General features: G+C 62.5%; 26 protein-coding genes and 1 tRNA gene. 17 read left to right on the top strand and 10 right to left on the bottom strand.

Annotated elements, in window-relative coordinates; translation table 11 throughout:
* Positions 1-26: 26 nt before the first annotated feature.
* Positions 27-1,913 (bottom strand): SurA N-terminal domain-containing protein, encoded by a 1,887-nt coding sequence (locus tag WCJ41_RS10980; RefSeq protein WP_336905900.1) that lies wholly within the window; start codon positions 1,911-1,913, stop codon positions 27-29.
* A gap of 130 nt (positions 1,914-2,043) precedes the next feature.
* Between WCJ41_RS10980 and tpiA the strand changes: the two genes are divergently transcribed.
* Positions 2,044-2,802 carry a triose-phosphate isomerase gene (tpiA, locus tag WCJ41_RS10975; protein ID WP_336905899.1) on the top strand — a complete coding sequence of 253 codons (759 nt, stop codon included), beginning with the start codon at positions 2,044-2,046 and terminating at the stop codon, positions 2,800-2,802.
* A complete protein-coding gene (locus tag WCJ41_RS10970; RefSeq protein ID WP_336905898.1) occupies positions 2,802-3,269 on the top strand; it encodes an L-2-amino-thiazoline-4-carboxylic acid hydrolase in 468 nt (155 codons plus the stop codon). The genes tpiA and WCJ41_RS10970 overlap by 1 nt, the downstream gene beginning before the upstream one ends.
* Before the next feature lie 12 nt (positions 3,270-3,281).
* Here the strand turns inward: WCJ41_RS10970 and WCJ41_RS10965 are convergent, their stop codons facing one another.
* Positions 3,282-3,575, bottom strand: a complete 294-nt coding sequence (locus WCJ41_RS10965; protein ID WP_336905897.1) for a DUF1330 domain-containing protein — start codon at positions 3,573-3,575, stop codon at positions 3,282-3,284.
* 138 nt (positions 3,576-3,713) lie between these two features.
* On the opposite strand from WCJ41_RS10965, the gene secG reads away from it, so the two are divergent.
* The 7 genes from secG to WCJ41_RS10930 all read left to right on the top strand — a co-directional run bounded on the left by secG (position 3,714) and on the right by WCJ41_RS10930 (position 11,502).
* Positions 3,714-4,094 carry a preprotein translocase subunit SecG gene (gene secG, locus WCJ41_RS10960; RefSeq protein WP_336905896.1) on the top strand — a complete coding sequence of 127 codons (381 nt, stop codon included), beginning with the start codon at positions 3,714-3,716 and terminating at the stop codon, positions 4,092-4,094.
* An 89-nt stretch (positions 4,095-4,183) separates the two neighbouring features.
* Entirely contained in the window at positions 4,184-5,812 is a 1,629-nt protein-coding gene (locus tag WCJ41_RS10955) for a CTP synthase (protein WP_336905895.1), read from the top strand.
* 4 nt (positions 5,813-5,816) lie between these two features.
* Positions 5,817-8,174 carry a DUF3772 domain-containing protein gene (locus WCJ41_RS10950; RefSeq protein ID WP_336905894.1) on the top strand — a complete coding sequence of 786 codons (2,358 nt, stop codon included), beginning with the start codon at positions 5,817-5,819 and terminating at the stop codon, positions 8,172-8,174.
* A 13-nt stretch (positions 8,175-8,187) separates the two neighbouring features.
* Positions 8,188-8,640 carry a PaaI family thioesterase gene (locus tag WCJ41_RS10945; RefSeq protein ID WP_336905893.1) on the top strand — a complete coding sequence of 151 codons (453 nt, stop codon included), beginning with the start codon at positions 8,188-8,190 and terminating at the stop codon, positions 8,638-8,640.
* Positions 8,637-9,467, top strand: a complete 831-nt coding sequence (gene kdsA, locus WCJ41_RS10940; protein ID WP_336905892.1) for a 3-deoxy-8-phosphooctulonate synthase — start codon at positions 8,637-8,639, stop codon at positions 9,465-9,467. The genes WCJ41_RS10945 and kdsA overlap by 4 nt, the downstream gene beginning before the upstream one ends.
* A gap of 102 nt (positions 9,468-9,569) precedes the next feature.
* Positions 9,570-10,847 (top strand): phosphopyruvate hydratase, encoded by a 1,278-nt coding sequence (gene eno, locus WCJ41_RS10935; RefSeq protein WP_336905891.1) that lies wholly within the window; start codon positions 9,570-9,572, stop codon positions 10,845-10,847.
* Between the two features lie 4 nt (positions 10,848-10,851).
* Positions 10,852-11,502, top strand: coding sequence for a hypothetical protein (locus WCJ41_RS10930; RefSeq protein WP_336905890.1), 651 nt, complete (start codon positions 10,852-10,854; stop codon positions 11,500-11,502).
* Here WCJ41_RS10930 and WCJ41_RS10925 read toward each other — a convergent pair.
* From WCJ41_RS10925 to denD, 5 genes are all read right to left on the bottom strand, one after another.
* The gene (locus WCJ41_RS10925; RefSeq protein WP_336905889.1) at positions 11,499-12,425 is read right to left on the bottom strand and encodes a DMT family transporter; all 927 of its coding nucleotides are present in this window, start codon (positions 12,423-12,425) and stop codon (positions 11,499-11,501) included. The two genes, WCJ41_RS10930 and WCJ41_RS10925, sit on opposite strands and share 4 nt — an antisense overlap.
* 76 nt (positions 12,426-12,501) lie before the next feature.
* The gene (locus WCJ41_RS10920; RefSeq protein WP_336905888.1) at positions 12,502-13,116 is read right to left on the bottom strand and encodes an HD domain-containing protein; all 615 of its coding nucleotides are present in this window, start codon (positions 13,114-13,116) and stop codon (positions 12,502-12,504) included.
* The gene (locus tag WCJ41_RS10915; RefSeq protein ID WP_336905887.1) at positions 13,113-13,982 is read right to left on the bottom strand and encodes a DMT family transporter; all 870 of its coding nucleotides are present in this window, start codon (positions 13,980-13,982) and stop codon (positions 13,113-13,115) included. The genes WCJ41_RS10920 and WCJ41_RS10915 overlap by 4 nt, the downstream gene beginning before the upstream one ends.
* Positions 13,982-15,007 carry an Ldh family oxidoreductase gene (locus WCJ41_RS10910; protein WP_336905886.1) on the bottom strand — a complete coding sequence of 342 codons (1,026 nt, stop codon included), beginning with the start codon at positions 15,005-15,007 and terminating at the stop codon, positions 13,982-13,984. Before WCJ41_RS10910 ends, WCJ41_RS10915 begins: the two co-directional genes overlap by 1 nt.
* Positions 15,007-15,987: a D-erythronate dehydrogenase gene (denD, locus tag WCJ41_RS10905; RefSeq protein ID WP_336905885.1), complete on the bottom strand. Its 981-nt coding sequence runs from the start codon at positions 15,985-15,987 to the stop codon at positions 15,007-15,009. The genes WCJ41_RS10910 and denD overlap by 1 nt, the downstream gene beginning before the upstream one ends.
* A 176-nt stretch (positions 15,988-16,163) precedes the next feature.
* On the opposite strand from denD, the gene WCJ41_RS10900 reads away from it, so the two are divergent.
* The 5 genes from WCJ41_RS10900 (at position 16,164) to WCJ41_RS10880 (ending at position 21,693) form a co-directional block, all read left to right on the top strand.
* Positions 16,164-18,605, top strand: a complete 2,442-nt coding sequence (locus tag WCJ41_RS10900; protein ID WP_336905884.1) for an FAD-dependent oxidoreductase — start codon at positions 16,164-16,166, stop codon at positions 18,603-18,605.
* Positions 18,606-18,783: 178 nt separating this feature from the next.
* A complete protein-coding gene (locus WCJ41_RS10895) occupies positions 18,784-19,395 on the top strand; it encodes a L,D-transpeptidase (protein ID WP_336905883.1) in 612 nt (203 codons plus the stop codon).
* Between the two features lie 4 nt (positions 19,396-19,399).
* Entirely contained in the window at positions 19,400-19,858 is a 459-nt protein-coding gene (locus WCJ41_RS10890) for a hypothetical protein (protein WP_336905882.1), read from the top strand.
* Between the two features lie 182 nt (positions 19,859-20,040).
* Positions 20,041-20,865, top strand: coding sequence for a hypothetical protein (locus tag WCJ41_RS10885; protein WP_336905881.1), 825 nt, complete (start codon positions 20,041-20,043; stop codon positions 20,863-20,865).
* A gap of 141 nt (positions 20,866-21,006) precedes the next feature.
* A complete protein-coding gene (locus tag WCJ41_RS10880) occupies positions 21,007-21,693 on the top strand; it encodes a YoaK family protein (protein ID WP_336905880.1) in 687 nt (228 codons plus the stop codon).
* Between the two features lie 112 nt (positions 21,694-21,805).
* On the opposite strand, the gene WCJ41_RS10875 is transcribed toward WCJ41_RS10880, so the two are convergent.
* The 3 genes from WCJ41_RS10875 to WCJ41_RS10865 all read right to left on the bottom strand — a co-directional run bounded on the left by WCJ41_RS10875 (position 21,806) and on the right by WCJ41_RS10865 (position 23,648).
* Positions 21,806-22,612: a hypothetical protein gene (locus WCJ41_RS10875; protein WP_336905879.1), complete on the bottom strand. Its 807-nt coding sequence runs from the start codon at positions 22,610-22,612 to the stop codon at positions 21,806-21,808.
* Positions 22,613-22,727: 115 nt separating this feature from the next.
* A tRNA-Ser gene (locus WCJ41_RS10870) sits at positions 22,728-22,817 on the bottom strand.
* 63 nt (positions 22,818-22,880) lie between these two features.
* Positions 22,881-23,648, bottom strand: a complete 768-nt coding sequence (locus tag WCJ41_RS10865) for a class II aldolase/adducin family protein (protein ID WP_336905878.1) — start codon at positions 23,646-23,648, stop codon at positions 22,881-22,883.
* Between the two features lie 198 nt (positions 23,649-23,846).
* Here WCJ41_RS10865 and WCJ41_RS10860 point away from each other — a divergent pair, with 198 nt between their 5' ends.
* From WCJ41_RS10860 to WCJ41_RS10850, 3 genes are all read left to right on the top strand, one after another.
* On the top strand, positions 23,847-24,185 hold the full coding sequence (locus tag WCJ41_RS10860) for a DUF2147 domain-containing protein (RefSeq protein ID WP_336905877.1): 339 nt from the start codon (positions 23,847-23,849) through the stop codon (positions 24,183-24,185).
* Positions 24,186-24,201: 16 nt separating this feature from the next.
* Positions 24,202-24,918, top strand: coding sequence for a tetratricopeptide repeat protein (locus WCJ41_RS10855; RefSeq protein WP_336905876.1), 717 nt, complete (start codon positions 24,202-24,204; stop codon positions 24,916-24,918).
* Positions 24,919-25,044: 126 nt separating this feature from the next.
* Positions 25,045-25,522, top strand: a 478-nt coding sequence (locus WCJ41_RS10850; RefSeq protein ID WP_336905875.1) for a septal ring lytic transglycosylase RlpA family protein, incomplete at its 3' end; no start/stop codon positions are given.

Here is a 25,522-nt window from a genome sequence, read left to right as displayed (position 1 = left end):
CCGGCAAGTAGGTCACGGGGAGTGGCTCAGTTCGTCTGTGGTCCCGAGAGCTTTTGCCAGAGGTCGTCGTTCATGCTGACGCCCGCCTGGTTCTGGAGGGCTGCGAGATAGGCTTCCAGCAACACGTTTGAAACCTGCGGCTGGAGTTGCTTGGCGATGCTCTTGGCATCGGGCGAATTGATGTCAAATGGCGGCAGCAGCACCGGCGCCGACTGCATCACGCGTGCGCCCTTGCCATCCGGCTCCACCGCATAGGCGAAACCGGTGTCCGGCACAGCGAAGAGGGCCTGCACGGCAGCCCGGCCGAAGCTGTCTCCCTTTTCGGTGCGCTTCAGCCCCTGGGACGTCTGGACCTGGGCCTTCACTTCGGCAGCGAGATCATCGAGCTTGGCACCGGTCCGCGCCCGTTCGACCAGCTTCTTGGCCTTGTCTTCCGACAGGGCCTTGACCTTTTCGGCGATGACCGCGGCGCGGGCCTGGTCCTTCACCTGGTCGAGCGGCTTCAGCGCGGCAGGAACCACCTCGCGGACTTCGTACCAGACATAGCCGTTGTCGAGCGAGATCGCGTCGTTCTCGACGCCGACGTCGCTTGACCATGCAGCCTGCAGAACATCCGGCTTGTGGGGAATGTCGATGTCCTTGCCGCTCTTGTCCTTGCCCTGGGCATCGCTCGCGGGGATGAGCTGGAAGGGAATGCCGGCCTTGGCGGCGATGTCCTCGAAGCTGGTCTGCGCGGCGCGGGCATCCTCTACCGCGTCATAGGTCGACTGGATCTGCTCCATTGCCTGCTCGAGCTTGAGACGGTCACTGAGCAGCGGCTTGACCTCGTCGAGGGTCGACTGGTGCTCGGGCGTGATCTTCACGACTTTGACCAGCGCGGTGGACAGCGTGCCCTTGATGGGCTCGCTCACGCTGCCTTCAGGCAGAGAGAAGGCGGCATCGGCGATGGCCGGGTCGATGAACGCGTCCTTGGTCTTGTCGGCGAAGGTGGCGTCGGCCTCGGTGAAGCCGCGCTCCTTGGCAACGGCCAGGAAATCCTGCCCGCCAGCAATCTTGGCCTTGGCGGCCTGGGCATCGGCGAGGGTCGGGAAAGTGATCTGCAGGACGGTGCGCTTCTCAGGCGAGAAGAACTCGTTCTTGTACTTGGCGTAGCCGTCGGCAAGATCCTGGTCGGTGAGGATGATCTTCGAGGCGATGTCGGCGGGCTCCGCCTTCATGATGGCGATGGCGCGATATTCCGGTGCTGTATAGGCCTCGGGGTGCGCTTCGTATTCCTTTTTGATCTCGTCGTCGGTCGGTGCCTGGACTTCGCTGTCGGCGGTGGTCACGATGAAATAGCGCGCGTCGCGCTGCTCGTTGTCATAGCGGTACTGGGCTTCCAGCATGCCGGCGCTGACGGGGAGCGAGCCTGTGGCGGTTTCGGTGAGGGCGTCGCGCAGCATGCGCTGGCGCTCCGAGGCGAAGAAGGTCGACTCGTTCATGTTGTTTTGCGCCAGCACCTGCTTGAAGCGGTCCGGGTTGAACTTGCCGGCAGAGTCCTGGAAGGTCGGGTTCTTCATCAGGTCCTGCGCCATGAACGTGTTGGAGACGCCGAGCTTGAGGGTCTTCACCTCGCTGTCGAGGGCAGCGCCCTGGATCAGGTAGTTGAGCACGCCCTTGTCGATGCCGTAGGCGCGCGCATCCTCCGGGGTGACGCCCTTGCCCGTCTGGCGGCCAATGTCCTGCAGGCGCTGCTGGAGGGCGCGGCTATAGGCGTCGGCCGTGATCTCCTCGCTGCCCACCGTGGCGAGGTCGGTGGCGGAGCTGAACTTGAAGACGTCGGCGATGCCCCATACGCCGAAGCTCACGGCGAGCGCGCCGATGAAGAGCTTCGCCACCCAGCTCTTGGCGGCCTTGCGCATGGAGTCCATCATGTCGAAAAGTCCCTTTCAAATCATCGGCCCGCGATGGGCGCGGCGCACTATAGGTAGGCGAACACCCCCTCGCAAGTGCGGGATGCGTCTGCTAAGAGGCTGTTTCGCAAGGGAGTGAGAGCAGTCAATCATGGCAAGTGAAGGGCCGCGGCCACTGGTCGCCGGAAACTGGAAGATGAACGGCAGCGTGGCCATGCTGAAGGAGCCGCGCCTCCTTGCCGCCATGCTCAAGGATGTGAAGCTGAAGGCGGACGTGATGGTTTGCCCGCCGGCGATTCTGGTCCGCCGGGTCAAATCGGTGCTCAAGGGTTCCAAGATCAAGGTGGGCGGACAGGACTGCCACTGGAACGCGTCTGGCGCCCATACGGGCGACATTTCAGCCGAGATGCTGAAGGAAGCCGGCTGCACCGCCATCATCGTCGGCCATTCCGAGCGCCGCACCAACCACGGCGAGACAGACGAGATCGTGAACAAGAAGGCCAAGGCCGTTCAGAAGGCAGGGCTCAAGGCCATCATCTGCATCGGCGAGACGCTGGACGAGCGCAAGGCCGGGAAGACGCTTGAGGTGGTCACCCGCCAGCTCAAGGGATCACTGCCGGAAGGTTCCACGGCGATGGACACGGTCATTGCCTATGAGCCTGTCTGGGCAATCGGCACCGGACTCACGCCCACCACAGCGGAGGTGGCTGAGGTGCATGCCCTGATCCGCAAGGAACTGGGAGGCCTGATGGGCAAGGACGGGGCAGGCGTTCGCATCCTCTATGGCGGTTCGGTCAAGCCGTCCAACGCGGAAGAACTGATGAGCCAGCCCAACGTGAATGGCGCACTGGTCGGTGGCGCCAGCCTCAAGGCTGCCGATTTCCTGGGCATTATCAAGGTTTACGCCTGATGTCTGAAATTCCGACTTTAACAAAGCGCAAGCTTCAGGCTCAGGTCATCGGGCCGATCTATGCCGAGATGGTGGAACAGCTCGGCGAGGAGAAGGCCAGCGCCATCCTCGATGCGGCGATCCGCAAGGCTGCCGTAGCGGAAGGCAGGTATTTTGCCGAGAAGACCGGCGGCAACACCACAATGGCCGACTTCATCAAGCTCTATGACAACTGGACGGCCGACGGGGCGCTGGAGATGAAGGTGCTGAAGGCGGATGACACCTCCTTCGACTTCGACATTACCCGCTGCCGCTATGCGGAAACCTACAAGGAGATGGGGCTGGGCAAGATCGGGCATCTCCTGTCCTGCAACCGCGACGGGACCTTCTGCGAGGGCTATGACCCGAACATCACGCTGGAGCGCAAGCAAACGATCATGGAAGGAGCAGCCTGCTGCACCTTCCGCTACAAATACAAATCAGCCTGATATTTTAGAAGCTTAAGGCGCGTAGCCTTCAACCGCTTCGATCCGGCAGTTCGACGAATTCTGGCGCAGCGTCTTGAGCGGGGCATAGTCCGGCGAGGACCAGAAGGCCTGAAGGCTTGCCATGTCCGGGAACTCCAGGATGACGAGGCGGCTGGGGGCAGGGTCACCCTCAAGGAGCGTACGGGGTGCTCCCCGGACGACGTAGCGCCCGCCATGGGCGGCAATCACCGCCGGCACCGCCTGGCGGTACTTCTCGAAGCCTTCCCGGTCGGTGACGGTGATATCTGCAATGATGTAGGCTGCCATGTCCGTGGCCTCCGTTGTCGCCTTGGTGACCTTGTGACTTTGCGTCGGGCGTTGCAAGCCTTGGCGGCTGCAGTTGCTTTCCCCATATGAAGCGGGTAAAGCCAGCCCGCAATTCGATCGGAAAGTCCCGGAACGCCCATGGAAACCGTCATTCTCGTCATTCATCTCGTTGTCGCCCTCTCGCTGATTGGCGTGGTGATGCTGCAGCGCTCCGAGGGGGGTGCCCTTGGGATCGGCGGCGGCGGTGGTTCGGGTGGCAACCTGTTTACGGCACGCGGCGTCGGCAATGCGCTGACCCGCACCACGGCGTGGCTGGCGATTGCGTTCTTCTGCACTTCGATCGGGCTTACTGTCATTGCCACCCACCGCGGCTCCGGCTCGGTGATCGACGGCGTTGCAGCCCCTGCAACCACCGGCGACCAGCCGGCGGCTCCGGCGCAGGGTTCGGGCGACAGTTCGGTGCTGCCGAAGCTGGCACCCGCCGCGCCGGCCCAGCCGCAGGTTCCGGTCAACCCGTAAGGTCGCGTATCTCTTGAGTTATCCACAAAGCCCGGAAACACAGTTTCCGGGCTTTCAAACGTGATTTGATGCAGATAGGGTAAAGTTCCATGGCGCGATATATTTTCATCACCGGCGGCGTGGTCTCCTCTCTCGGCAAGGGTCTGGCATCGGCAGCACTTGGTGCGCTGCTGCAGGCACGTGGCTTCACGGTCAGGCTCCGCAAGCTCGACCCCTATCTCAACGTCGATCCGGGCACCATGAGCCCGTACCAGCACGGCGAGGTCTTCGTGACCAACGATGGTGCCGAGACTGACCTCGACCTCGGCCATTACGAGCGTTTCACCGGGCGCCATGCCAACAAGCAGGACAACATCACCACCGGGCGCATCTACCAGGAGATCATCGCCAAGGAACGCCGCGGTGACTTCCTCGGCGGCACGGTGCAGGTGATTCCCCACGTGACCGACGCCATCAAGGACTTCATCAAGACCGGCAATGACGGATATGATTTCGTGCTGGTCGAGATCGGCGGCACGGTGGGCGACATTGAGGGCCTGCCGTTCTTCGAGGCCATCCGCCAGTTCGGGCAGGAGCAGCCGCGCGGCGACTGCCTTTACATCCATCTCACGCTGCTGCCCTTCATCCCGACGGCAGGCGAGCTCAAGACCAAGCCCACCCAGCACTCGGTGAAGGAGCTGCGCTCCATCGGCATCCAGCCGGACATCCTGCTGTGCCGCGCCGACCGGGAAATTCCGGTGAACGAGCGCCGCAAGATCGCGCTGTTCTGCAACGTGCGGCCTTCCGCCGTGATCCAGGCGCTGGACGTGAAGTCCATCTACGACGTGCCGCGCTCCTATCACAACGAAGGCCTCGACCGCGAGGTTCTGGAGGCCTTCGGCTTCAAGGACGCGAAGGAGCCGGACCTTACGCAGTGGACCGAGATCATGAGCCGCATCACCCAGCCGGAGGGCGAGGTGAACATTGCGGTGGTGGGCAAGTACACAGGCCTGCTCGACGCCTACAAGTCGTTGCAGGAGGCACTCGTCCACGGCGGCATCGCCAACAAGGTGAAGGTCAACCTTGACTGGATCGAGTCGGAGATCTTCGAGAAGGAAGATCCGGCGCCCTACCTCGAGGGTGTGCATGGCATTCTCGTGCCCGGCGGCTTCGGTGAGCGAGGCTCGGAAGGCAAGATCAAGGCGGCGACGTTCGCCCGCACCCGCAAGGTGCCGTATTTCGGCATCTGCTTTGGCATGCAGATGGCCTGCATCGAGGCAGCGCGCGAGCTGTGCGGCATCGAAGGCGCAAGCTCCACCGAGTTCGGTGAGACGAAGGAGCCCGTTGTCGGCACCATGACCGAGTGGATGAAGGGCAATGAGCTCGAGATCCGCAAGCAGGGTGGCGACCTGGGCGGCACCATGCGGCTGGGCGCTTTCGACGCGGAACTGAAGCCAGGCAGCAAGATCGCCGAGATCTATGGCGCGACCCACATTTCCGAGCGCCATCGTCATCGCTACGAGGTGAACACCCACTACCGCGACCGGCTGGAGAAGGCGGGACTACGCTTTGCCGGCATGTCGCCCGACGGATTGCTGCCTGAAACGGTGGAGTATCCAGACCATCCGTGGTTCATCGGCGTGCAGTATCACCCGGAACTGAAGTCCAAGCCCTTCGATCCGCACCCGCTGTTCTCATCCTTCATCGCGGCGGCGATCGAACAAAGCCGGCTGGTGTAAGCCCATGCGCGCGGCACGGGTTCTGCTCACGGCGCTTCTGGCGCTGCTCCTTGCCGCCTCCGCGGGCTTCGCATTCGACCGCGCCATCATCGGCGAAACCGATCGTGGCCTGCAGCAGCTACGCATCGACCTCGAAATGGCAACGCAGACCCTGAGCCGGCCCAATCTCAGCGACCAGAACCTCGCCAATCTCAAGGTGACGCTGGAAAAGATCCGCACCACAGCAGCCGACCGTTCGCTCAAGCTGGTTGCGCCACTGGGCGAAGTCACTCAGCAGTTGAACTCGCTGGGCACGGCGCCCGCCGCCGGTCAAAGGGAGGATGAAGGCGTTGCGCAGTCGCGCGCCGATGTCACCGCGACGCGGGACAAGCTGCAAAGCATCAAGGCGCAACTCGACGTCGTCACCGTCGAGGCCGAACAAGCCTCGCGGTCCGTTTCGACGTTGCAGCGCGACCAGTTCTTCGGCCGAATCTTCGACCGCAGCCGGTCGATCCTCAATTTCGATGTCTGGGTTGACCTCGTCGCCGGCATCGGCGTGCTGTTCGCCGGTCTGTCACTCATGCTCCGCAATTGGTGGGCGGACGTGTCGCAGACCGCGCAGCCGCTTGGGTTGCTGACGATCCCGGCGATCGTTTTTGGCGCGGGCCTGGCCTTCCGGCTCATCAACCGCTTCTTCTCGCGTTGGCTGACGGGCTATTCGAACTCGGGCCGCCCGCTCGACAACATGACCAGGCTGTGGATCGTCTTCCGGGCCCTGATCGTCACCTTTGCGGCCCTTGCCGTCGTGTTCTTTCCCATCCGCTTCGCCCTCGAGACGAGTGGTTATTTCACCGACGCCAATCCGCGCATGGTGTTGTTGTGGGACTCGCTGCGCGACACGGTGTTCACCACCATCTTCTACTACGTTCTCGCACGCCGCGTGACGGCACCCGGCAAACCGGAAATCCGCATCGTCGACCTGGACGAACGCGCGGCATCGCGGGTCACCTTGCTCGTCGGCCTCACGGCTTTCGTCGCCTCCTTCAACAGGCAGCTGGGACAGGTTTCGGGCGGCATGTACCTGGGACTGAATTACACGCAGGGCCAGACGGCGCTCGGTGCGCTGAGCCTGTTGGTGCTGTCCAGCATCGTCTTGCTGGTGCTGCACGACCAGCAGGGCCTGCCGGACGACGACAAGCGTCGGTTCTATTTCAGCTGGGCGAGGAAGCTGGTGCCGCTGGCCTGGCTGCTCATCATCATCGGTTTCACATCGCTGATTTTTGGCTATCTGGCGCTCGGCGACTACATCGCCCACCAGATTGTGCGCACCACGATGGTGGTGACGCTGGTCTTCCTCGTTTACCACCTGTTCGACGCGATGGTGCAGGCGAGCTTCGACCCGCAGTCGAACTTCGGCGTCTTCCTGCGGCGCATCTCCGGATTGAGCGAGCGAGCCATCGAGCGCCTGGGTCTGATATTCCGCACCATGGTCGACCTCGTTCTGGTGATCGCCGGCATTCCGCTTCTGCTTCTGCTGTGGACACTGAACTGGGTCGACATGCGCGGGCTGATGAACACCCTGGCGCTGGGCATAACTATCGGGGATGTCACCATCCTTCCGGGCACGCTGGCCATCATGCTGACAATCCTGGTGGCCGGCATCCTCGCCACCAAGGTGTTCAACAGCTGGCTCGACCACCGCATCCTCTCCGACACCCGGATCAAGAAGGGCGTGCAGGACTCGATCCTGACGGGGTCGAGCTACATCGGTTACCTGCTGGCCGGTGTTTTCGCGCTGACCGCCGCCGGTGTGGATTTCTCGAGCCTCGCGATCATCGCCGGCGCGCTCGGCCTCGGCATCGGGCTTGGCCTGCAGTCGATCATCAACAACTTCGTGTCTGGCGTCATCCTGCTCGCCGAGCGTCCGATCCGGGTGGGCGACTGGGTATCGCTGCCGGAAGGTGAAGGCATTGTCCGGCGGATCAACGTGCGTTCCACCGAGATCGAGACTTTTGATTCCTGTTCCATCATCCTGCCGAATTCGGCGCTCGTCACCGAAGCCGTCAAGAACTGGACACACAATGACGACATGGGTCGCTTCTCGATCGACGTGGTGGTCGACTACGACACCGACCCGGACGTCATGAAGAAACTTCTGCTTGAGACAACGTGCGGCCACCCCAAGGTTCTGACCCATCCTGCGCCGACAGTACTGCTCACGAGTTTCGGCAAGAACGGGCTTGAATTCGTGGTGCGGGCCTTCGTCGCGGATGTTCTGATGGGTTCCCAGGTCGCAAGTGATATTCGTTTCTCGCTGTTGTCCCGGTTCCGGGGCGAGGGCATAACCATTGCCCAGGCTGTGCCCGTGGTGCAGTCGGCGTAATGACGGGATGGGCATGGACACGCAAGCACACGACAACCATCCGCAAAGCGGGCTCGACTATCTTCGCGAGCTGCTGAAGGACTGGCACGGCTCGGCCATGGCCGAGACCATGAATTTCAAGCTGATTGCTGTGGAGGATGGCAGCGCCACGTTCGAGGCCTTTCCGTCGCCCCGGTACTACAACCCGCAGATGCGACTGCACGGCGGCTACGCGGCAACGCTGATCGACAGCGCCACCGGCTGCGCGGTGCAGACCAAGCTTCCTGCCGGCATCGGCTACGGCACCATCGAACTCAAGGTCAACTATGTCGGCAAGATCGACGCATCGGTGAAACGGCTTTTGTGCACCGGCACGGTGATCCATGCCGGCCGCACCATGCTGACGGCAGATGCGCGGCTCATCGACGAACACGGCAAACTCTATGCCCACGGCTCGGGCACTTTCCTGGTGTATCCCAAAAAATGACGCCCAATTCGATTGTTTCCTCCGCCAATGTGAAATTCGGCAATGCGCTGCCGCTGTCGCTGATCGCCGGTCCCTGCCAGATGGAGAGCCGCGACCATGCCTTCATGATGGCCGGCCGCCTCAGGGAAATCTGCGGCAGGCTGGGGATCGGGCTCGTCTACAAGTCGAGCTTCGACAAGGCGAACCGCACCAGTCTCACGGGCAAGCGTGGCATGGGCCTCGAGAAGTCACTTGCGGTCTTCGCCGACATCCGCAAGGAACTGGGGCTTCCGGTGCTGACGGATGTTCACGAGAATGGCCAGTGCGCCGAACTGGCGACTGTGGTCGACGTCCTCCAGATTCCGGCCTTCCTGTGCCGACAGACCGACCTTCTGATCGCCGCCGCCAAGACGGGACGCATCGTCAACGTGAAGAAGGGACAGTTCCTCGCTCCCTGGGACATGAAGAACGTACTGGCCAAGATCGTCGAGAGCGGCAATCCCAATGTGATGCTCACGGAGCGCGGTGCATCGTTCGGTTACAACACGCTGGTGTCTGACATGCGGGCCCTGCCCATCATGGAAGAAATGGGCGCGCCGGTGATTTTCGATGCCACGCATTCGGTGCAGCAGCCCGGGGGGCAGGGGGCGTCCTCCGGTGGTGACCGTCGCATGGTGCCAGTGCTTGCACGCGCTGCGGTTGCCGTGGGTGTGGCAGGCGTTTTCATCGAGACGCATGAAGACCCGGACAATGCCCCGTCCGACGGGCCGAACATGGTGCCGCTCGACAAGCTCGAGGATCTGCTCAGGACGTTGATGGCTCTCGACAAGGTGGCGAAGGGCGCCTGAAGAGCGGAAGCCGGCCTGGGTCCGGGCTCGGAACCGTCTTGCAAACGCCATGGCCTCCCGCCATAACCACTGCCTGATTTACGCACATCAAGGGACCTGGCCATGACCACAATCATCGACATCACCGCCCGCGAAATCCTCGACAGCCGCGGCAACCCGACGGTGGAGGTTGATGTGGTGCTGGAAGACGGTTCCATGGGCCGCGCCGGCGTCCCCTCGGGCGCTTCGACGGGGGCCCATGAGGCGGTCGAGCTGCGCGACGGTGACAAGGCACGTTATCTCGGCAAGGGCGTCCTCAAGGCGGTGGCCGCCGTCAACGGCGAGATCTTCGATGCGCTGGCCGGCATGGAAGCCGAGGACCAGATCGCCATCGACCAGGCGATGATCGAACTCGACGGCACGCCCAACAAGGCGCGGCTTGGCGCCAACGCCATCCTCGGCGTTTCGCTTGCCACAGCCAAGGCGGCGGCGGATGCGGCAGGCCTTCCGCTCTACCGCTATGTCGGTGGTGCGGCCTCGCGCGTGCTGCCGGTGCCGATGATGAACATCATCAATGGCGGCGCCCATGCCGACAACCCGATCGACTTCCAGGAATTCATGATCATGCCGGTGGGAGCGGACAGCTTCCGCGAAGGCCTGCGCATGGGTGCAGAAATCTTCCACACGCTGAAAGGCGCCCTCAAGAAGGCTGGCCACAATACCAACGTTGGCGACGAAGGCGGCTTTGCGCCCAACCTGCCGTCGGCCGAGGCGGCCCTCGACTTCGTGATGAAGGCTGTGGAGCAGGCGGGTTACAAGGCAGGCAAGGACATCTATCTGGCCATGGACTGCGCGGCCACTGAGTTCTTCAAGAACGGCGTCTACGATTACGAGGGCGAGGGCAAGAAGCGCTCGATCAAGGAGCAGGCCGAATACCTTGCCATGCTGGCGAAGTCCTACCCGATCTTCTCGATCGAGGACGGCATGTCGGAAGATGACTGGGACGGCTGGAAGCAGGTGACCGACCTCATCGGCAAGACCCACCAGCTCGTCGGCGACGACCTGTTCGTCACCAACACCAAGCGCCTGAAGAAGGGCATTTCCGAGGGCATCGCCAACTCGATCCTCGTCAAGGTGAACCAGATCGGCTCGCTGACCGAGACGCTGGAAGCCGTCGAGATGGCGCACAAGGCGGGCTACACCGCCGTCATGTCGCATCGCTCGGGCGAAACCGAAGATTCGACAATCGCGGACCTTGCTGTTGCCACAAACTGCGGTCAGATCAAGACTGGCTCGCTGGCGCGTTCGGACCGGTTGGCCAAATACAATCAGCTTCTTCGTATCGAGGAAGAACTGGGATCGCAGGCCACCTATGCAGGACGTAGCATCCTCAAAGCCTAATTCGGTGAAGCTCACCAATTTCCACATCGTCATATCGAGCCTGGCGGCGATTGCCGGCGTCGGGCTCGCTGCCTACCAGACCTTCCTGCCTCACCAGGCGGCCCAGCCGCCGGTGAACGTGGTGGTGTCGGTTGACCCGCAGAAGGCCGACGCCGTGGTGCCAAACGAGACGGTGTCGAAGACCGAGGCGCCGAAACTGGCCACCCAGACCGTCAACCTAGCCGAGGGCGCGGCGTTCACTGCAGCACTCAAGGACGGCAGCGAGAATCGCTACAGTTTCTCCAGCCTGTTCGACGGGCAGGATGACACCTTCGTCGCCATCTCGCCGCCCGATACCGAGCTGAACATCCTCGTGCTGTTCAGCGGAAATCGTGCGCAGCAGGTGACGGCACTCGAGTACCAGCCGCCAGCGGGTGTCGACCCTGCCTCCATGGCGAAGTCGGTTGATGTGATGGTGCTGCCCGAGGGGGACATCGGCGCAGCGGGCCGGCCGGTGATGAGCTTTGACTTGCCGCAATCCGCCGAAGCCCGCACCTTCGCCATTTCCGGCGGCGAGATGGGCAAGGGCCTGTGGCTGCGCGTCGTTGCAGCTCCGGGCATGCCGAAGAGCTACGTCGGCGATTTCAAGATCCTGAGCGAGCAGGTCGCACCTTAAGCCTTGGCATTCCTGACGGCGAATATGCCCGCGGCGATGATGATCAGTGTGCCGATCACCGTGGTCCATCGCGGAACCTCCTGGAAGAACAGGAACCCCCAGAGCGGCACCCACAGCATGCCGGTGTACTCGAACACCGTGACGAGGTTGGCGCGCGCCAGGCGATAGGCGTGGGTCAGCAGCGCCATGCCCAGCGCCGCGATGACACCGCACAGGCCCATGAGGGCCAGATCGGTGGCGTTCGGCATGTCCCATGGCCTGACGAGGAATTCGAGGCTCGGGTGCGCGGCGTGGGTGATGCCCATCAGGTGGAAGACCATCGCGATGCCAGCAGCGGCCACCAGGTAGACGGCATTGACGTAGAAGGCCATGACGGTCGTCGGCTCGTCGGCGCTGTAGCGCCGCGCCAGGATCATGGAGAGGGCATAGGCGGCGGCACTGATCAGGCTCAGCAGGGCGGCAGGCTCGAACAGCTCGCTGCCGGGGCGCAGGATGATGAGCACGCCGATGAAGCCGGCGATGACAGCAGCCCAGGCCTTCAGCGTCACCTTCTCGCGCAGGAACAGGGCCGCGAGGATGGTGACGAAGATGGGCGAGGTGAAGAACAGCGCCACGGCCTCTGCCAGCGGCAGGACGGGGAAGGCCATGTAGTAGGTGGTGTAGGACGTGAGCAGGATGAGCCCGCGCGCCACCAGCAGCTTCCAGTTCCTTGTCCGGAGGGCCGAGGGACCCCTTTCATACCAGACCATGGCGAACAGGATGGGCAGGCCGACGATGGAGCGCAGCACGATGGCCAGCGTGACGGCATGGCTGCCGCTCAGGCCCTTCAGGATCGCATCCTGCATCGAGAACACGAAGACGCCGAGGCACAGCGAGAGGACGCCGATCAGGTTGCGGCTCAGGGCTGGGCGCGGCTGATTCATGCTGTCACCATGGCCGGGCGGAGGCGAGCCTGCCAGCCACGGCGCGGCATTTCAGGTCTGCGAGCGGCGTATGAGGCTACTCGGCGGCGGTCGCCAGCTGCGGCAGGCCACTCACCACGCCCTTCTGCTGAACGGCCGGATCGTGGGCCTTGCGGGCGAATACCTCGCGCACCATGGGCTCGAAGAAGGCGAGGTCCTTCGTCGGATAGGCCGGGTCGAAGGATGACTGGTCCCAGCGCTCGCAGAAATCGATGCAGGACTGGTAAAAGGGCGAGGCGCTGTACTTCTCGCGCTCATGCTGGTTCCAGCCGTAGTGATGGGCGTAATAATACATCTGGAACGACGCATGGTGCTCCACCGTCCAGACCACTTCCTCGCGCATGTAGGGACGCAGGATCTCGGCGGCGAACCTGTCATGGTTCTGCGGTGCGAGGCCATCGCCGATGTCATGAAGCAACGTACCCACCACCCAGTCGATGTCCGCGCCCTCATTGTAGGCGCGTGTGGCCGACTGCAGGCCGTGCATGAGGCGGGAAATCTTGTAGCCCGGAAGCGTTTCCTCCTCCTGCAGACGGAGCTCCCGCAGCACGCGTTCGGCGGTGCCCCGGACATGCTCGTCCTCGAGCGGTTTGAGGAACAGGTATTCCTCGGCGGTGCCGTCCTTCATCGCAGTGAATTCGACCGTCTTCATGCCCGTCGTTCCCTCGAAAAGATGTAAAGCCCAGACCCGATGATAAGCGCGGCGCCGGCCCAGGTCCACAGGTCTGGCCAGTCGCCCCAGATGACAAAGCCGAAGATCGTCGCCCACAGCAGCGAGGAGTAGGAGAAGGGTGCCACGACGGAGGCGGGTGCCGACCGGAAGGCACGGATCAGGAACAGGTGCCCGAGGCCGCCCGCGAGCCCGGTGCCCATGAGCAGCAGCCAGTCCACGGCAGTGGGCCACGCCCAGAACCACGGCACCAGCACGCTCGTTACCACCGCGCCTGCGGTGGCGGTGTAAAGCAGCGAGGTGAGTGGGTCATCGCCGCGTACCCGCCGGGTGAGGATCTGGTAGTTGGCGTTCAGAACGGCGGCGACCAGCAGGAAGATGACGCCATAGCCGTAGATGCCCATGCCTTCCTGCCACGGCCGCACCACGATGACCGCGCCCAGGAAGCCCAAAAGAACCCCGATCCAGCGCCGCAGCCCCACTTTTTCGCCCAGCAGCGGGATGGCCATCACGGTCACCAGCACCGGGTTGAGGAACATGATGGTGGTGGCGGTTGCCAGCGGCACGGTGCGAATTCCGGCGTTGAAGAAACCGGTGGTGGACATCAGGAAAACGGAGCGAAGCAATTGCTGTTTCGGATGCCTGCTCACCGCAAGTTTTCCGATGCGCGGCCCGCAGGCAATGATTGCAACCACGGTGGCGAAGAAGAACCGCGCCCAGGTGACTTGTACGAGGGAATAGCTCTCCATCAGGTATTTCATCATCGTGTCGAGCGAGATGAAGCAGAACATGGTGGCGAGCATCCACAGGATGCCACGCGTCCGGTTCTCCTTGAGGTCTGGCGCCATCAGAAACCCAGTGGCACCCCGGCCTTGGCGCCCGCATCGCCGAGTTCGGCGGAGAGCCCTTCGGGCAAGGGGATGCCTTCAGACTCCCGCAGGCGGCGCCGTTCCCATTCAGGCCCGCCAGCCGCATAGGTGCCGGGTTGGGTCTTGAAGCGGTCGATGTAGGTTTGCACGCCCTGTCCGAAGGCCTCGAGCGTCATGAACAGCGTGGGGTCGATGGCCATCACGAAATGGCCGACCTTGGTGTCGCCCAATGCGAGCCCGTCCTGATCGGACGACAGCCGCATGCCGGTGAGGATGCCGCCCAGCACGTCCGCGACGCCGCCAAGGGCAGCACCCTTGTATCCGAAGTCTGGTCCGCCGGCAGGCGCAAGGGCGACGGCCTTGTTGGGGTCGGTGACGAATGCGCCCGTTGCGTCGACGGCAACTCCTTGAGGCAATTCAATGCCTTCCGTGCGATACCTTAGAACCTTGTTCCACGGCACGGAGCTCGTCGCCATGTCGAGAAGGAAGGGGTCGCCTCCGGGATTGGGCGCAGACAACGAGATTGGACTTGTGCCGTGAATGGGTCGGCTCCCGCCATGCGGCACGACGAAGGCACCCGAGTTGCAGGTCGCAAAACCAATGAAGCCCGCATCCGCCGCCGCCAGCGTATAGGCGCCGGCCGCGCCGAAATGGGTGGAGTTGATGATGCTCGCCATGCCGATCCCGCAGTCACGGGCGATGGCGCAGGCCTCGTCCATGGCACGGTACATGGCGATGTGGCCGAGGCCATCATCAGCATCGACGAGGGCCGCTGCCCGGCGCGGGTGCGAGACGGTGATATTGGGCGTGCCCTTGGCGATGCCATTGCGCAGGCAGTCGGCATACCAGGGCAGCAGCCGGATGCCGTGGCTGTCGACCCCATGCAGCGAGGCATGCAGCATGGCCCAGGTGGCAGCCTCCGCCGACGGCTCGTCGGCCCCGGCCGCCCGCAGCACGGCGAGCGAGAAGGGGGCGAGTTCGGCAACCGTGGCAGTGCGGACCATCAGGCGATCTTGCCGCCGTGCTCGTCCTCGATGTGGACGCGGATGATGTCCTCGAAACTGTTCTCGGCCTTGAAGCCCAATTCGCGGCCGCGCTTGGCCTCGAAGTTCCGCGGCCAGCCGGCGACGATCTTCATGATGGTCTCGTTGGGCTCCCGCCTGATGCGGGCCACCACCTTTTCGCCCGCGACCTTGCGCAGCGCCTCGATCTGTTCGCCCACCGTGCAGGAGACGCCGGGCAGCGTGACGTTGCGGCGGTTGCCGAGCAGGCCCGTGTCCATGGTGGCCGCGTGGATCAGGAAGCCGATGGCGGCGCGCGGGGATGCATGCCAGTGGCGCACGTCCTCGGGCACCGGCAGGACGGCTTCCTGCCCGGCCAGCGGCTCGCGGATGATGTTGGAGAAGAAGCCCGACGCCGCGAGGTTGGGCTTGCCCGGCCTGACGCAGACCGTGGGGAAGCGCAGGCCCACGCCATCGAAGAAGCCCCGGCGCGAATAGTCCGCCAGCAGCAATTCGCAGATTGTCTTCTGCGTTCCGTAGCTGGTGAGTGGTGTGTTGAAGAACTCATCCGGAATGGCATCCGGGAAAGGCGCTCCGAACACGGCGATGGAGGAGGTGAAGATGACTTTCGGCTTGTAGCCGCCACCAGCCTTGCGGATCGCCTCGAAGAGATAGCGCGTGCCATCGAGGTTGATGCGATAGCCCTTCTCGAAATCAGCCTCCGCTTCGCCCGAAACAATGGCCGCCAGATGGAAAATGACGTCGGGTTTCAGAGCCATCAGCTTCTCGGCCTCGCCCGGTGTCGAAAGGTCGCCGATCAGCGTCTCGATGGGGAAGGCCGAGGCAGGGGGTGGTGGCGCCAGCACCACGTCCTGACGGATGATTTTCGTGATCGGGGCATCGCCCAGCTTGCCGTCCTTGGCGAGCCTGTTAATCAGCTTGACGCCGACCATGCCGCCACCGCCGATGACCAGAATGTTCATTGAGAATCCTCCCCCATTTGTGCGGCGGAGGATAGGCAGAGACGGAAGCCCCCAACAAGGGCTTGAAGGTCACGGCATGACTGCGGATAGGGCATGGCGGCATGCGGGGGCATGATTTGGGATGAAATGCCCGCCGACTTCTGAAATCATGCCGCAGACCTCAACACGGACTCATCATGACCCTTCCTTCGCATGCGCAATATGTGGTGATCGGCGGCGGCATCATCGGCTGCTCCACGGCTTATCACCTAGCGCGGGACCACAAGGCCGACGTGGTGCTGCTGGAGCAGAACAGGCTCACCTCGGGTTCGACCTGGCATGCGGCTGGCCTCGTTGGGCAGTTGCGCTCCTCGGCCTCCATCACCCAGGTCCTGAAATACTCCGTCGACCTCTACAAGAAGCTCGACGCGGAGACGGGCCTTGCCACGGGATGGAAGATGACGGGCTGCCTGCGGCTGGCCACGAATGAGGACCGCTGGAAGGAATATAAGCGCCTGGCAACCACTGCCCAGAGCTTCGGCATGGAGATGCATCTCGTCTCGCCAGCCGAGGTGAAGAAAATGTGGCCGCTGATGGACGTGTCTGACCTCGTCGGCGCCTCTTGGCTGCCGACTGACGGGCAAGCTTCTCCATCCGACATCGCGCAGTCGTTGGCCAAGGGCGCCCGCATGCATGGCGCGAAGATCGTCGAGGGGTGCCGGGTCGAAGGGTTCGATATCGTGGACGGGCGTGTGAAGGCCATCCGCACCAATCAGGGTACCATCGCCTGCGAGACGGTCATCAACTGCGGTGGCCAGTGGGCCCGGCAGATCGGGGCGATGGCGGGGGTCTCCGTGCCACTGCAACCTGTGAAGCATCAATATGTGATTACCGAGAAGGTGGATGGCCTTGCGTCGGATGCCGCAACACTGCGTGATCCGGACCGCCGCACCTATTTCAAGGAAGAGGTCGGAGGCCTTGTCTTCGGCGGTTACGAGCCGAACCCCATTCCGTGGACGACGGGCAACGTGCCGGATGACTTCGAGTTCCAGCTTTTCGACGACGACTGGGACCATTTCGAGCAGCACCTGGGCGAGGCGCTGGCGCGTGTGCCCGCACTGGCCAACACCGGCATCAAGAAAATGATCAATGGTCCGGAGAGCTTCACGCCCGACGGCAATTTCATTCTTGGCCAGGCACCGGAGCTCAAGAACCTCTACGTCGGCGCCGGCTTCAATGCCTTCGGCATCGCCTCGGGCGGTGGTGCGGGCTGGGTGCTGGCGGAATGGGCTGCGAAGGGCGAGGCACCGATGGACCTGTGGGTTGTCGACATCCGCCGCTTCTCTGACCTGCACAAGGACCGCGACTGGACCTGCGAGCGCACGCTCGAGGCCTATGGCAAGCATTACACGGTGGCCTTCCCGCATGAGGAATACCAGAGCGGCCGTCCGCGCATCGTCTCGCCGCTCTATGAGCGGCTGAAGGCGCGCCAAGCCTGCTTTGGATCGAAGCTCGGGTGGGAACGGCCGAACTGGTTCGCGCCGCCCGGTGTCGAACTGAAAGACGTCTATTCCATGGGCCGCCAGAACTGGTTCCCGCATGTCGGTGAGGAACACCGCGCGGTGCGGGAGAAGGCAGGACTGTTCGACCAGTCGTCATTCGCAAAGTATGAATTGAAGGGCAGGGGTGCTGCGGAGGCAATTTCCTTCATCGCCGCGAACCGCGTGGCGCGCGGGCCCGGCAAGCTGACCTATACCCAGATGCTGAACAGCCGCGGTGGCATCGAGTGCGACCTGACGGTGGCGCAGCTTGCCGACGATCACTTCTACATCGTCACCGGCACCGGCTTCCGTACTCATGACTTCGCCTGGATCCGGGAACATATTCGGCCTGGCCTCGACGCCACGCTCAGCGACGTTACGGAACAGTGGGGCACGCTGTCACTGATGGGTCCGGCTTCGCGATCCATCCTTGCCAGGCTCACCGATGCGGATGTCAGCAATGCCGGATTCCCCTTCGGCGCTGTGCGTGAGATCACCATCGCGGGTGCGAAGGTGAGGGCGCTGCGCGTCACCTATGTGGGCGAGCTTGGCTGGGAACTGCATGTGCCGATTGCCGCCATTGGCACCGTCTTTGATGCGCTGATGGAGGCAGGGCACGGGGAGGGGATCGTTCCTGCGGGGTACCGTGCGATCGAATCGCTGCGCCTTGAGAAGGGGTATCGCGCCTGGGGCGCCGACATCACCCCCAACGACTCGCCCTTTCACGCCGGCCTCGGCTGGGCGGTGAAGCTCAAGTCGAATGAGGATTTCATCGGCCGGGCCGCAAGCGAGGCGATTGCCTCCAGGCCACTCGTCAAGATGCTGGCCGGGTTCACCACGGAGCGCGAGGATGTCGTGCTGGCGGGGCGTGAAACCATTCTCCGCAATGGGGAATTCGCCGGTTACCTGACCAGCGGAGGCTATGGCTATACGGTGGGAAGGCCCGTCGGATATGGATATGTGCGCCAGGCCGGCGGCGTGGATGAGGCCTATCTCAAGGCAGGCGAATATGAACTGGTGGTGGCCAAGGACGTGGTGAAGGCACGGATTCACCTGGAGCCGCTGCATGATCCAGCGAATCTCAGGGTGAAGGGATAGAGGTTGATCGTCAGTAGGGCGGCCGCCATCTGTAAATCTGGGGTTGCATTAATTCGAGTTCAATTGCATTCCAGCAGACATTCCCTCACAACTTGCGGGTTATCGTTAATATGTACTTAGCGTTTCCCCGCCAATTTGGTACGACACGAACATGACTTCCAGACCCGACGAGAGGACCATGATGCTTTCCCGACGCGCCGTCCTGACCGGAGCATCCGCAGCCCTGCTGACGGTACCTCTGTCCACTGCGGCTCTTCCGCAGAGCGCCGACGACGATCCGTATCCGCTGCCGCCCTTCAATTATAGCAAGATCCCGGCGCCGTTCCGCCCGGCAACCGTGGCCTATACTGGCCGCCAGTGGCCCGGCACCATCATCGTCGATACACCGAACCGCCAAATCTACCTTGTGCAGCAGGGTGGCCAGGCGTTGCGCTGGGGTTGTGCCGTCGGCAAGGACGGCTTCCGCTGGGCAGGCCTTGCAGACGTCGGACGCAAGGTCATGTGGCCGCGCTGGACGCCGCCCAAGGAAATGATTGCCCGCGTGCCTGAAAAGGCCAAATGGGCGAACGGCATGCCGGGAGGTCCCGACAATCCGCTCGGTGCCCGCGCGCTTTACCTCTTCCAGAATGGCCAGGACACGCTTTACCGCATTCATGGAACGACCGACCCGATGTCGATCGGCCATAATGCCTCGTCCGGTTGCATCCGCATGATCAACCAGGACGTGGAGGACCTTTACCGCCGCGTTCCCATCGGCACCCGCGTCGTGGTGCTGGCGGAAGGAGTCTGACGCAATGCGTTTTGCCCGCGGCCTTTCCGGCCTGGCGCTCGCGACGGTAGCCTTGGGGCTCGCTGCCTGCGCGTCCAGCAGTTCGTCTCCTGATCTTGCCCCCGCAACACAGGCTCCGGGGGCTCCCGTCGCGATGGCCCCGGTTGCGCCTGCTCCCGGCCCGCTGCCCGTCGGTAACGCACTTTCGGCGGGTGACATCACCAAGGCACTTGCCGAGCGCAAGTTCACCTATGCTGCGCCGGGCAACAAGGGCACCGTCACGTTCTATGGCGATGGCACCTTCGAATATGACCAGGCGGGCAAGGGCACCGGCACCGGCATCTGGCAGGCGTCCAACGGCAAGCTCTGCCAGGCCCGCAACCCGACGAGCTGGCTGCCGAAGGGCACGCCCTCCATGTGTTCGCCCATCACCTCGGACGGCATGCGCCTTACCTCAGGCCCCATGCAGCTGACGCCGCTTTAGTCAGGTTTAGCGCCTCCAACGAATCATTCTCCGTGTACGGATATCCGTGCACGGAGTTTTCGTTTTCGGAGGCGGCGGTATGCAAACGATTGTTCATTGTGGTTCAGCAGATTCATAATTTGTAAGCCATTTGCCGCGATCTTTGGTTGTGAAATCACTAATTTCAATGCCGGAGAGACCCCATGAACAAGCTGCTTCTCGCCTCCTGCGCCGCCTTTACGCTTGGCTGCGGCGCCCAGACGGCCATCGCCGGAGATATTGGCCTGGCAGGTGCCACGTATGACTGGTCAGGCGGCTATGTCGGCGTCAACACTGGCGTGGCCTTGAACAGCAGCCAGATGAAGTCCGACTACAGCTACAACGGCCAGGAAGACATTGGAGAGGACGAACTCAATCTCATTGACGAACTCGACAATACGTCGAACGTCGGTGGTGCCGGCTTCGAGGCGGGCGTGGTCGCGGGCTACAATATGCAGATGTCGAGTTTCGTTCTGGGCGTCGAGGGCGACTTCAATTATCTCGGCTTCGAAGGCAATGTGAAAAACAACGTCAGCGAGACCATGAGCGAGGTGCTGGCCTCGGAAGGCGTCAATGCCTACGAGAAGATCGACTACCAGGGCAATTGGTATGGAACGGTGCGTGCCCGGGTAGGCTATGCGAAAGACAGCTTTCTCGTTTATGGCACCGGTGGCCTCGCCTACGGTGAGTTGAGCCTGAAGCAGAGCCTGAATGCCAGCACCGATATCGAGTCGGCCTCCTGGAACTCTGAGGGTGACGCCTGGAAGTTCGGCTGGACGCTGGGTGGCGGCATTGAATATGCCGTGGACCGCTGGACGCTGGGTCTCGAATATCTCTACGTCGACCTCGGTACCTACACCTGGGACTCGATGGGCAATGTGAACCTTGCTGACGGCACGCTCGACGCTGACTGGAGCGAGGTCAAGAACAAGGGCGAGGCTGACTACAAGTTCAGCGTGGCTCGGGCAACGATGAAGTATCGCTTCTAGCGGTGTCGGCGGGATATCTCACGTCTCACGTCTCACTCAGCACATGACAGAGATGGGGTGGGCTGGGTGACATTCCCTGTCTTGCGCTACGGGCCGCAGGGAGGATAATCCGGAGCCTCGGGTCAGGCGGGGTGAGGGGCGATGCGGAAGTTGAGTGTGGGGCTCGTCCAACGGGTGACACGAGATGTCCGGCCTGGGCTTTATCTGGTGTCGGCCATCTGTGGCATCATCGATGTTACCTGCATCAAGGCGCTGGGGGGCGTGTTTGCCGAGATGATGACCGGCAATTTGCTGCTGATGGCGGTGGATGTCGGTTCTGGCGGTACCTTTGATCGGTCATCGCGCTATCTCTGGCCTCTGGGAGCCTTCGCGCTGGGGGCAATATTGGGCGGGCGCCTGCTGCTGCTACCTGAAGAACATAATGTGCGACGTGCGGCATTCCTCATCGTGTGGTGCACGATAGTCCTTTCGACGGGTGTCTGCTGGGTTTATGAGCCGAATGGCAACGAGACGCTGGGCCACGCCATTACGGCCGTACTTGCCTTCGGCATGGGCCTGCAAACAGCAATCCTGCGGCGGCATGGCGTGCAGGACCTGGCAACCAACGTCATGACGCTTACGCTGACAGCGCTTCTGTCTGAATCACGCCTGGGGGAGGGGTCGCGGCCCAACGTGTTGCGCCGCGCTTTATCGATCGGCTGTTTCTTCACCGGTGGCGTCGTAGCTGCGGCACTGGTGTATCGCGGAACCGTCTATCCGCTAGGCCTTGCTGCCGTCCTCTATTCTCTGGCCATCTTTCCGCTGATGCTTGGTGAAAAGCCACACTGAGAGGCGACCGGGAACGAAGTCCGGAACGCGGTCGAGGGTGAGGAGCGGCAGGTCTCGGAAGCGTTGGGGGTTAATGATCATTGGGGCTTGAGTGCACCTTACTCGTAGGTCACTAGTTTCTCTCGTTGATGACTGTCTCGATCAGCTTTGTGCCTTCAAACAGGCATTGGATGTCGTAGGTGAGGTCAAGGCCGAAGCTGTTCTTGGCCGTGAATGAAGACGTGAGCCGAGCCCGCCCTGACGGGTAGGTCACGTAGGCGGCGTCCATGAAGCGGGAGAAGTCCACCGTCGAAGGATGGTTCGCAGCGGCCTTGGCGGTGGCTTCGCAGGCGCTTACTGCGCCTGACTGAGAGATCGGCTTTACCCCGGCCATCGTGGCCGTCTTGTCTGCGTCCGCAGGCCGGAACCAGACATTGAAGACCTTTAGGCCGCTGCCGCACATCACGAAGAAGACAGGGTCGTTGGGCTTGCTTCTGTCAGTCGAGAGGGTGACGGATGTGGGGTCAGGGTTGGGGCAGTTGGTATTCTCCCGCGCAATGCGGTTCACGACTGCGATAATCTGCTTTTTGTACTTCTTCGTGTCTGCGTCCCACATGAATGCGGAAGCTGGGAACTTGTCGGCGGCAGGTGCGGGGTCAGGCGCGGGAGCCGGCGCAGTTGCAGGTGCCGGTGCGGGGATAGGTTCTGGCGCGGGGGCTGGAGCAGGCGCTTCGTTGCTTGCCGTGGTCAGCGGCGCGGGTGGAGGTTGGAGGGTGCTTGCGGCGATTGTCGAGCCGATGAGCAGGACGAGACAGCCGACCAACGAAAGAGCGGCCCTCTTGCGCGTGCCGAAGGGTCGGAAGGGGTAGAGGATGCCCAGCAGGGATATGGCCCCGATAAGAGCCGACAGGGCGAATACGATCAGGGCCAATACGAACAAGAAAGTCACCTTTCTGCCAGCGGTCGAGCGCTAGCCCGCGCTAGGCCATCCGCTAGGCCATCAACTCTGATCAAGACATTTTATGATGTTAATTCAATGGCATAAGAAGGTCCATTGGCGGAGGGGGAGGGATTCGAACCCCCGGAGGGCGCGAACCCTCAACGGTTTTCAAGACCGCCGCAATCGACCGCTCTGCCACCCCTCCAGGTAGTGCCGGCGAAGGCGGTCTGTTCCTAGCAGCCTTCGCCGGGCATCTCAATGGTTGCGGTCAGTCGGCGTAGGAGGGGTCCTCCGCGTCGAGTATCTGCTTCATTTCGGCGAAGTGCGACTTGAACTGCTCGCGGTCGGATTCCCACTCCTGGGCGGTTTTCTCAGCCACGGACGCACTCATGACGTGGAGCTTCTGGCCGGTTGAATAGGCAAGCACCAGGTTGCGGCAGGCGCGCTCGAAGTAGTAGGTGAGGTCGAAGGCTTCGGCCACGGTCTCGGCACAGACCAGCAGCCCATGATTGCCCATCATCATCATCTGCTTGTTGCCAAGCAGCCGGCCGAGACGATCGCCTTCCTCATCGGTATTGGCCATGCCGCCATATTCCATGTCGAAAGCCACGCGGTTGGAGAAGCGCGCGGTGTTCTGGTCGATCGGCAGGATGTCGGGGTTGGCCAGGGACGCGATTGCGGTCGCGTAGGGCGGGTGGAGGTGGATGATGCAGCGGGCCTGCGGCACGGTGGCATGCATGCGGCCATGGATGCACCAGGCCGTGAGGTCCGGCGCATCGGGCCGGTCCATTGTCGACGTGTCGCCCGAATCCAGCAGCAGCAGCTCGGACGCCTTGATGCGCGAGAAATGCTTCCACCGGGGATTCATGAGGAATTTCTTGCCGTCCGCCGAGACGGCGAGGCTCAGGTGGTTGGCCACCGCCTCATGCCAGTCGTAGCGGGCGGCGAGCCTGAAAGCCGCCGCAAGGTCGACACGCAATTGCCACTCGTCGGTTTCAAGGGTCTTGGCGGTCTTGAGTGTCGCGAGGTTCCCCATGGTCATCTCCTGTGCTGAAGGCCGTGACGATAACCCTTCCCATATTTCCCGGCAATCGGGCATGATGGGGCCTGGGCGCATAGCGGGCGTGCGGAGGTTTCAGGAATGCGGATTGTGGTGGCTGGACTGCTTGCCCTAGGTCTGGCCCTTGTTTTGGGAGAGGCCCAGGCGGCCGATGGCCCAACGGGGACCTGGCGGATGGCCAACGGCAAGGTGACGGTGCGGGTATCGAAGTGCGGGGCTGGTCTGTGCGCACGGGTTGTCGCCCTGAAAAAGCCGCGTGATGACAAGGGCAAGCCGCGCACGGACAAGGAAAATCCCAACCCGGCGTTGCGCCAGCGCCCGGTGATCGGTCTTACTGTGCTGTCGAACATGAAGGCCAGCGGCGAGGGTCGTTGGTCTGGCATCATCTACAATCCGGATGATGGCAACACCTATTCCTCGGCCATTCAGATCACCGGACCCTCCACCATGAGGGTCAACGGCTGCGTGGCGGGCGTTTTCTGCAAGTCCACCAAGTTCATACGCGTCGATTGAAGTAAAGAGTCACCCCATGCGCAAACCGATTCTGGCACTCGCAACCCTGTTGCTCCTCGTAGGCCCTGCGGCGGCCCAGTCGCTGCAGGAACTGTCCTTCAACAAGCAACTGACCCTGGCCAAGGTCGGAGACGTCGATGCGCAATACGAGGTGGGCGTTGCCTATGAGACGGGCAAGAATGTCGCCGTCGACGAGGCTGAGGCCGCCCGGTGGTTTCGGCAGGCCGCGCTGCAAGGCAACGTCGAGGCGCAGTATCACCTGGCGCGGTTGGTGTCGCGTGGCGCCAAGGGTCTGAAACAGGACTACCCAACCGCTCTCAAGCTCTATCAGGATGCCGCCGGCAAGGGCTATGCCCCTGCCATGGATGCCCTCGGTCAAGCCTATCAGCAGGGCCGTGGCACCGAGGTCGACCTGACCAAGGCGGCCGAGTGGTATCAGAAGGCCGCGGACGAGAAGCTGGCGGATGCCCAGAACAATCTTGGTATGCTCTACCTCGAGGGTAAAGGTGTGGCGCGGGACCTCAACAAGGCCTTTGGGCTTTTCACGGCGGCCGCCGAACAGCGCGACCCGTGGGGACTCAATAACCTGGGTGGCATGTACGAGATGGGCTGGGGTGCCACGGTGGACAAGACCAAGGCGCTCGACCTCTACCAGCAGGCCCTGGCCGCCGGAAACGATCGTGCTCAGGCCAATATTGAGCGCTTGCAGGGCAAGAGTGCAGCTGTCGAGTAACCGCACAGCAAGGTTTTTTTAACCATACTTCCCAACGCGTCATTTACGCTGTGGGCGCAAACTTCTCGCTCATTGGAATCAATTGCGCCACGCGTGCGTGTGACCTGTTGGTCGGAGTAGGTGAGTATGTTGCGGTTTGCGCGGAACGGCATAGTTCTGATCGCCATGGCCCTCGCCATCGCGGGGTGCGCATCGCACAAGCACACGGCAAAGCGGGATCCATTCGCCGGGCAGGGCAGCCCCATTTATCCCGGCAAGGGCCCAGTGCCGTGGGGCGGTGGACGATACTTCGTCGGAAAGCCCTATCAGGTGGCAGGTGAGTGGTTCACGCCAAAGGAACAGCCTGGCTACGACAAGAAGGGTGTTGCCTCCTGGTATGGCGAGGACTTCAATCGCCGCAAGACATCGAACGGCGAGTGGTTTGACATGAACCGCCTCACCGCAGCCAGCGCCACGCTTCCTTTGCCGAGTTATGTGAAGGTCACCAATCTCGATAATGGACGTGAGGTCGTCGTGCGCGTCAACGATCGCGGTCCTTTTGTTGACACCCGCATCATGGATCTTTCGAAGGCGGCCGCCGATGAGCTCGGCTATCTCAACAAGG

This window comes from Aestuariivirga sp., from assembly GCF_037139295.1.
GTDB lineage: Bacteria > Pseudomonadota > Alphaproteobacteria > Rhizobiales > Aestuariivirgaceae > Aestuariivirga.
Note: the sequence above shows the minus strand (reverse complement) of the source record. Positions and strands in the feature narration are given on the sequence as shown.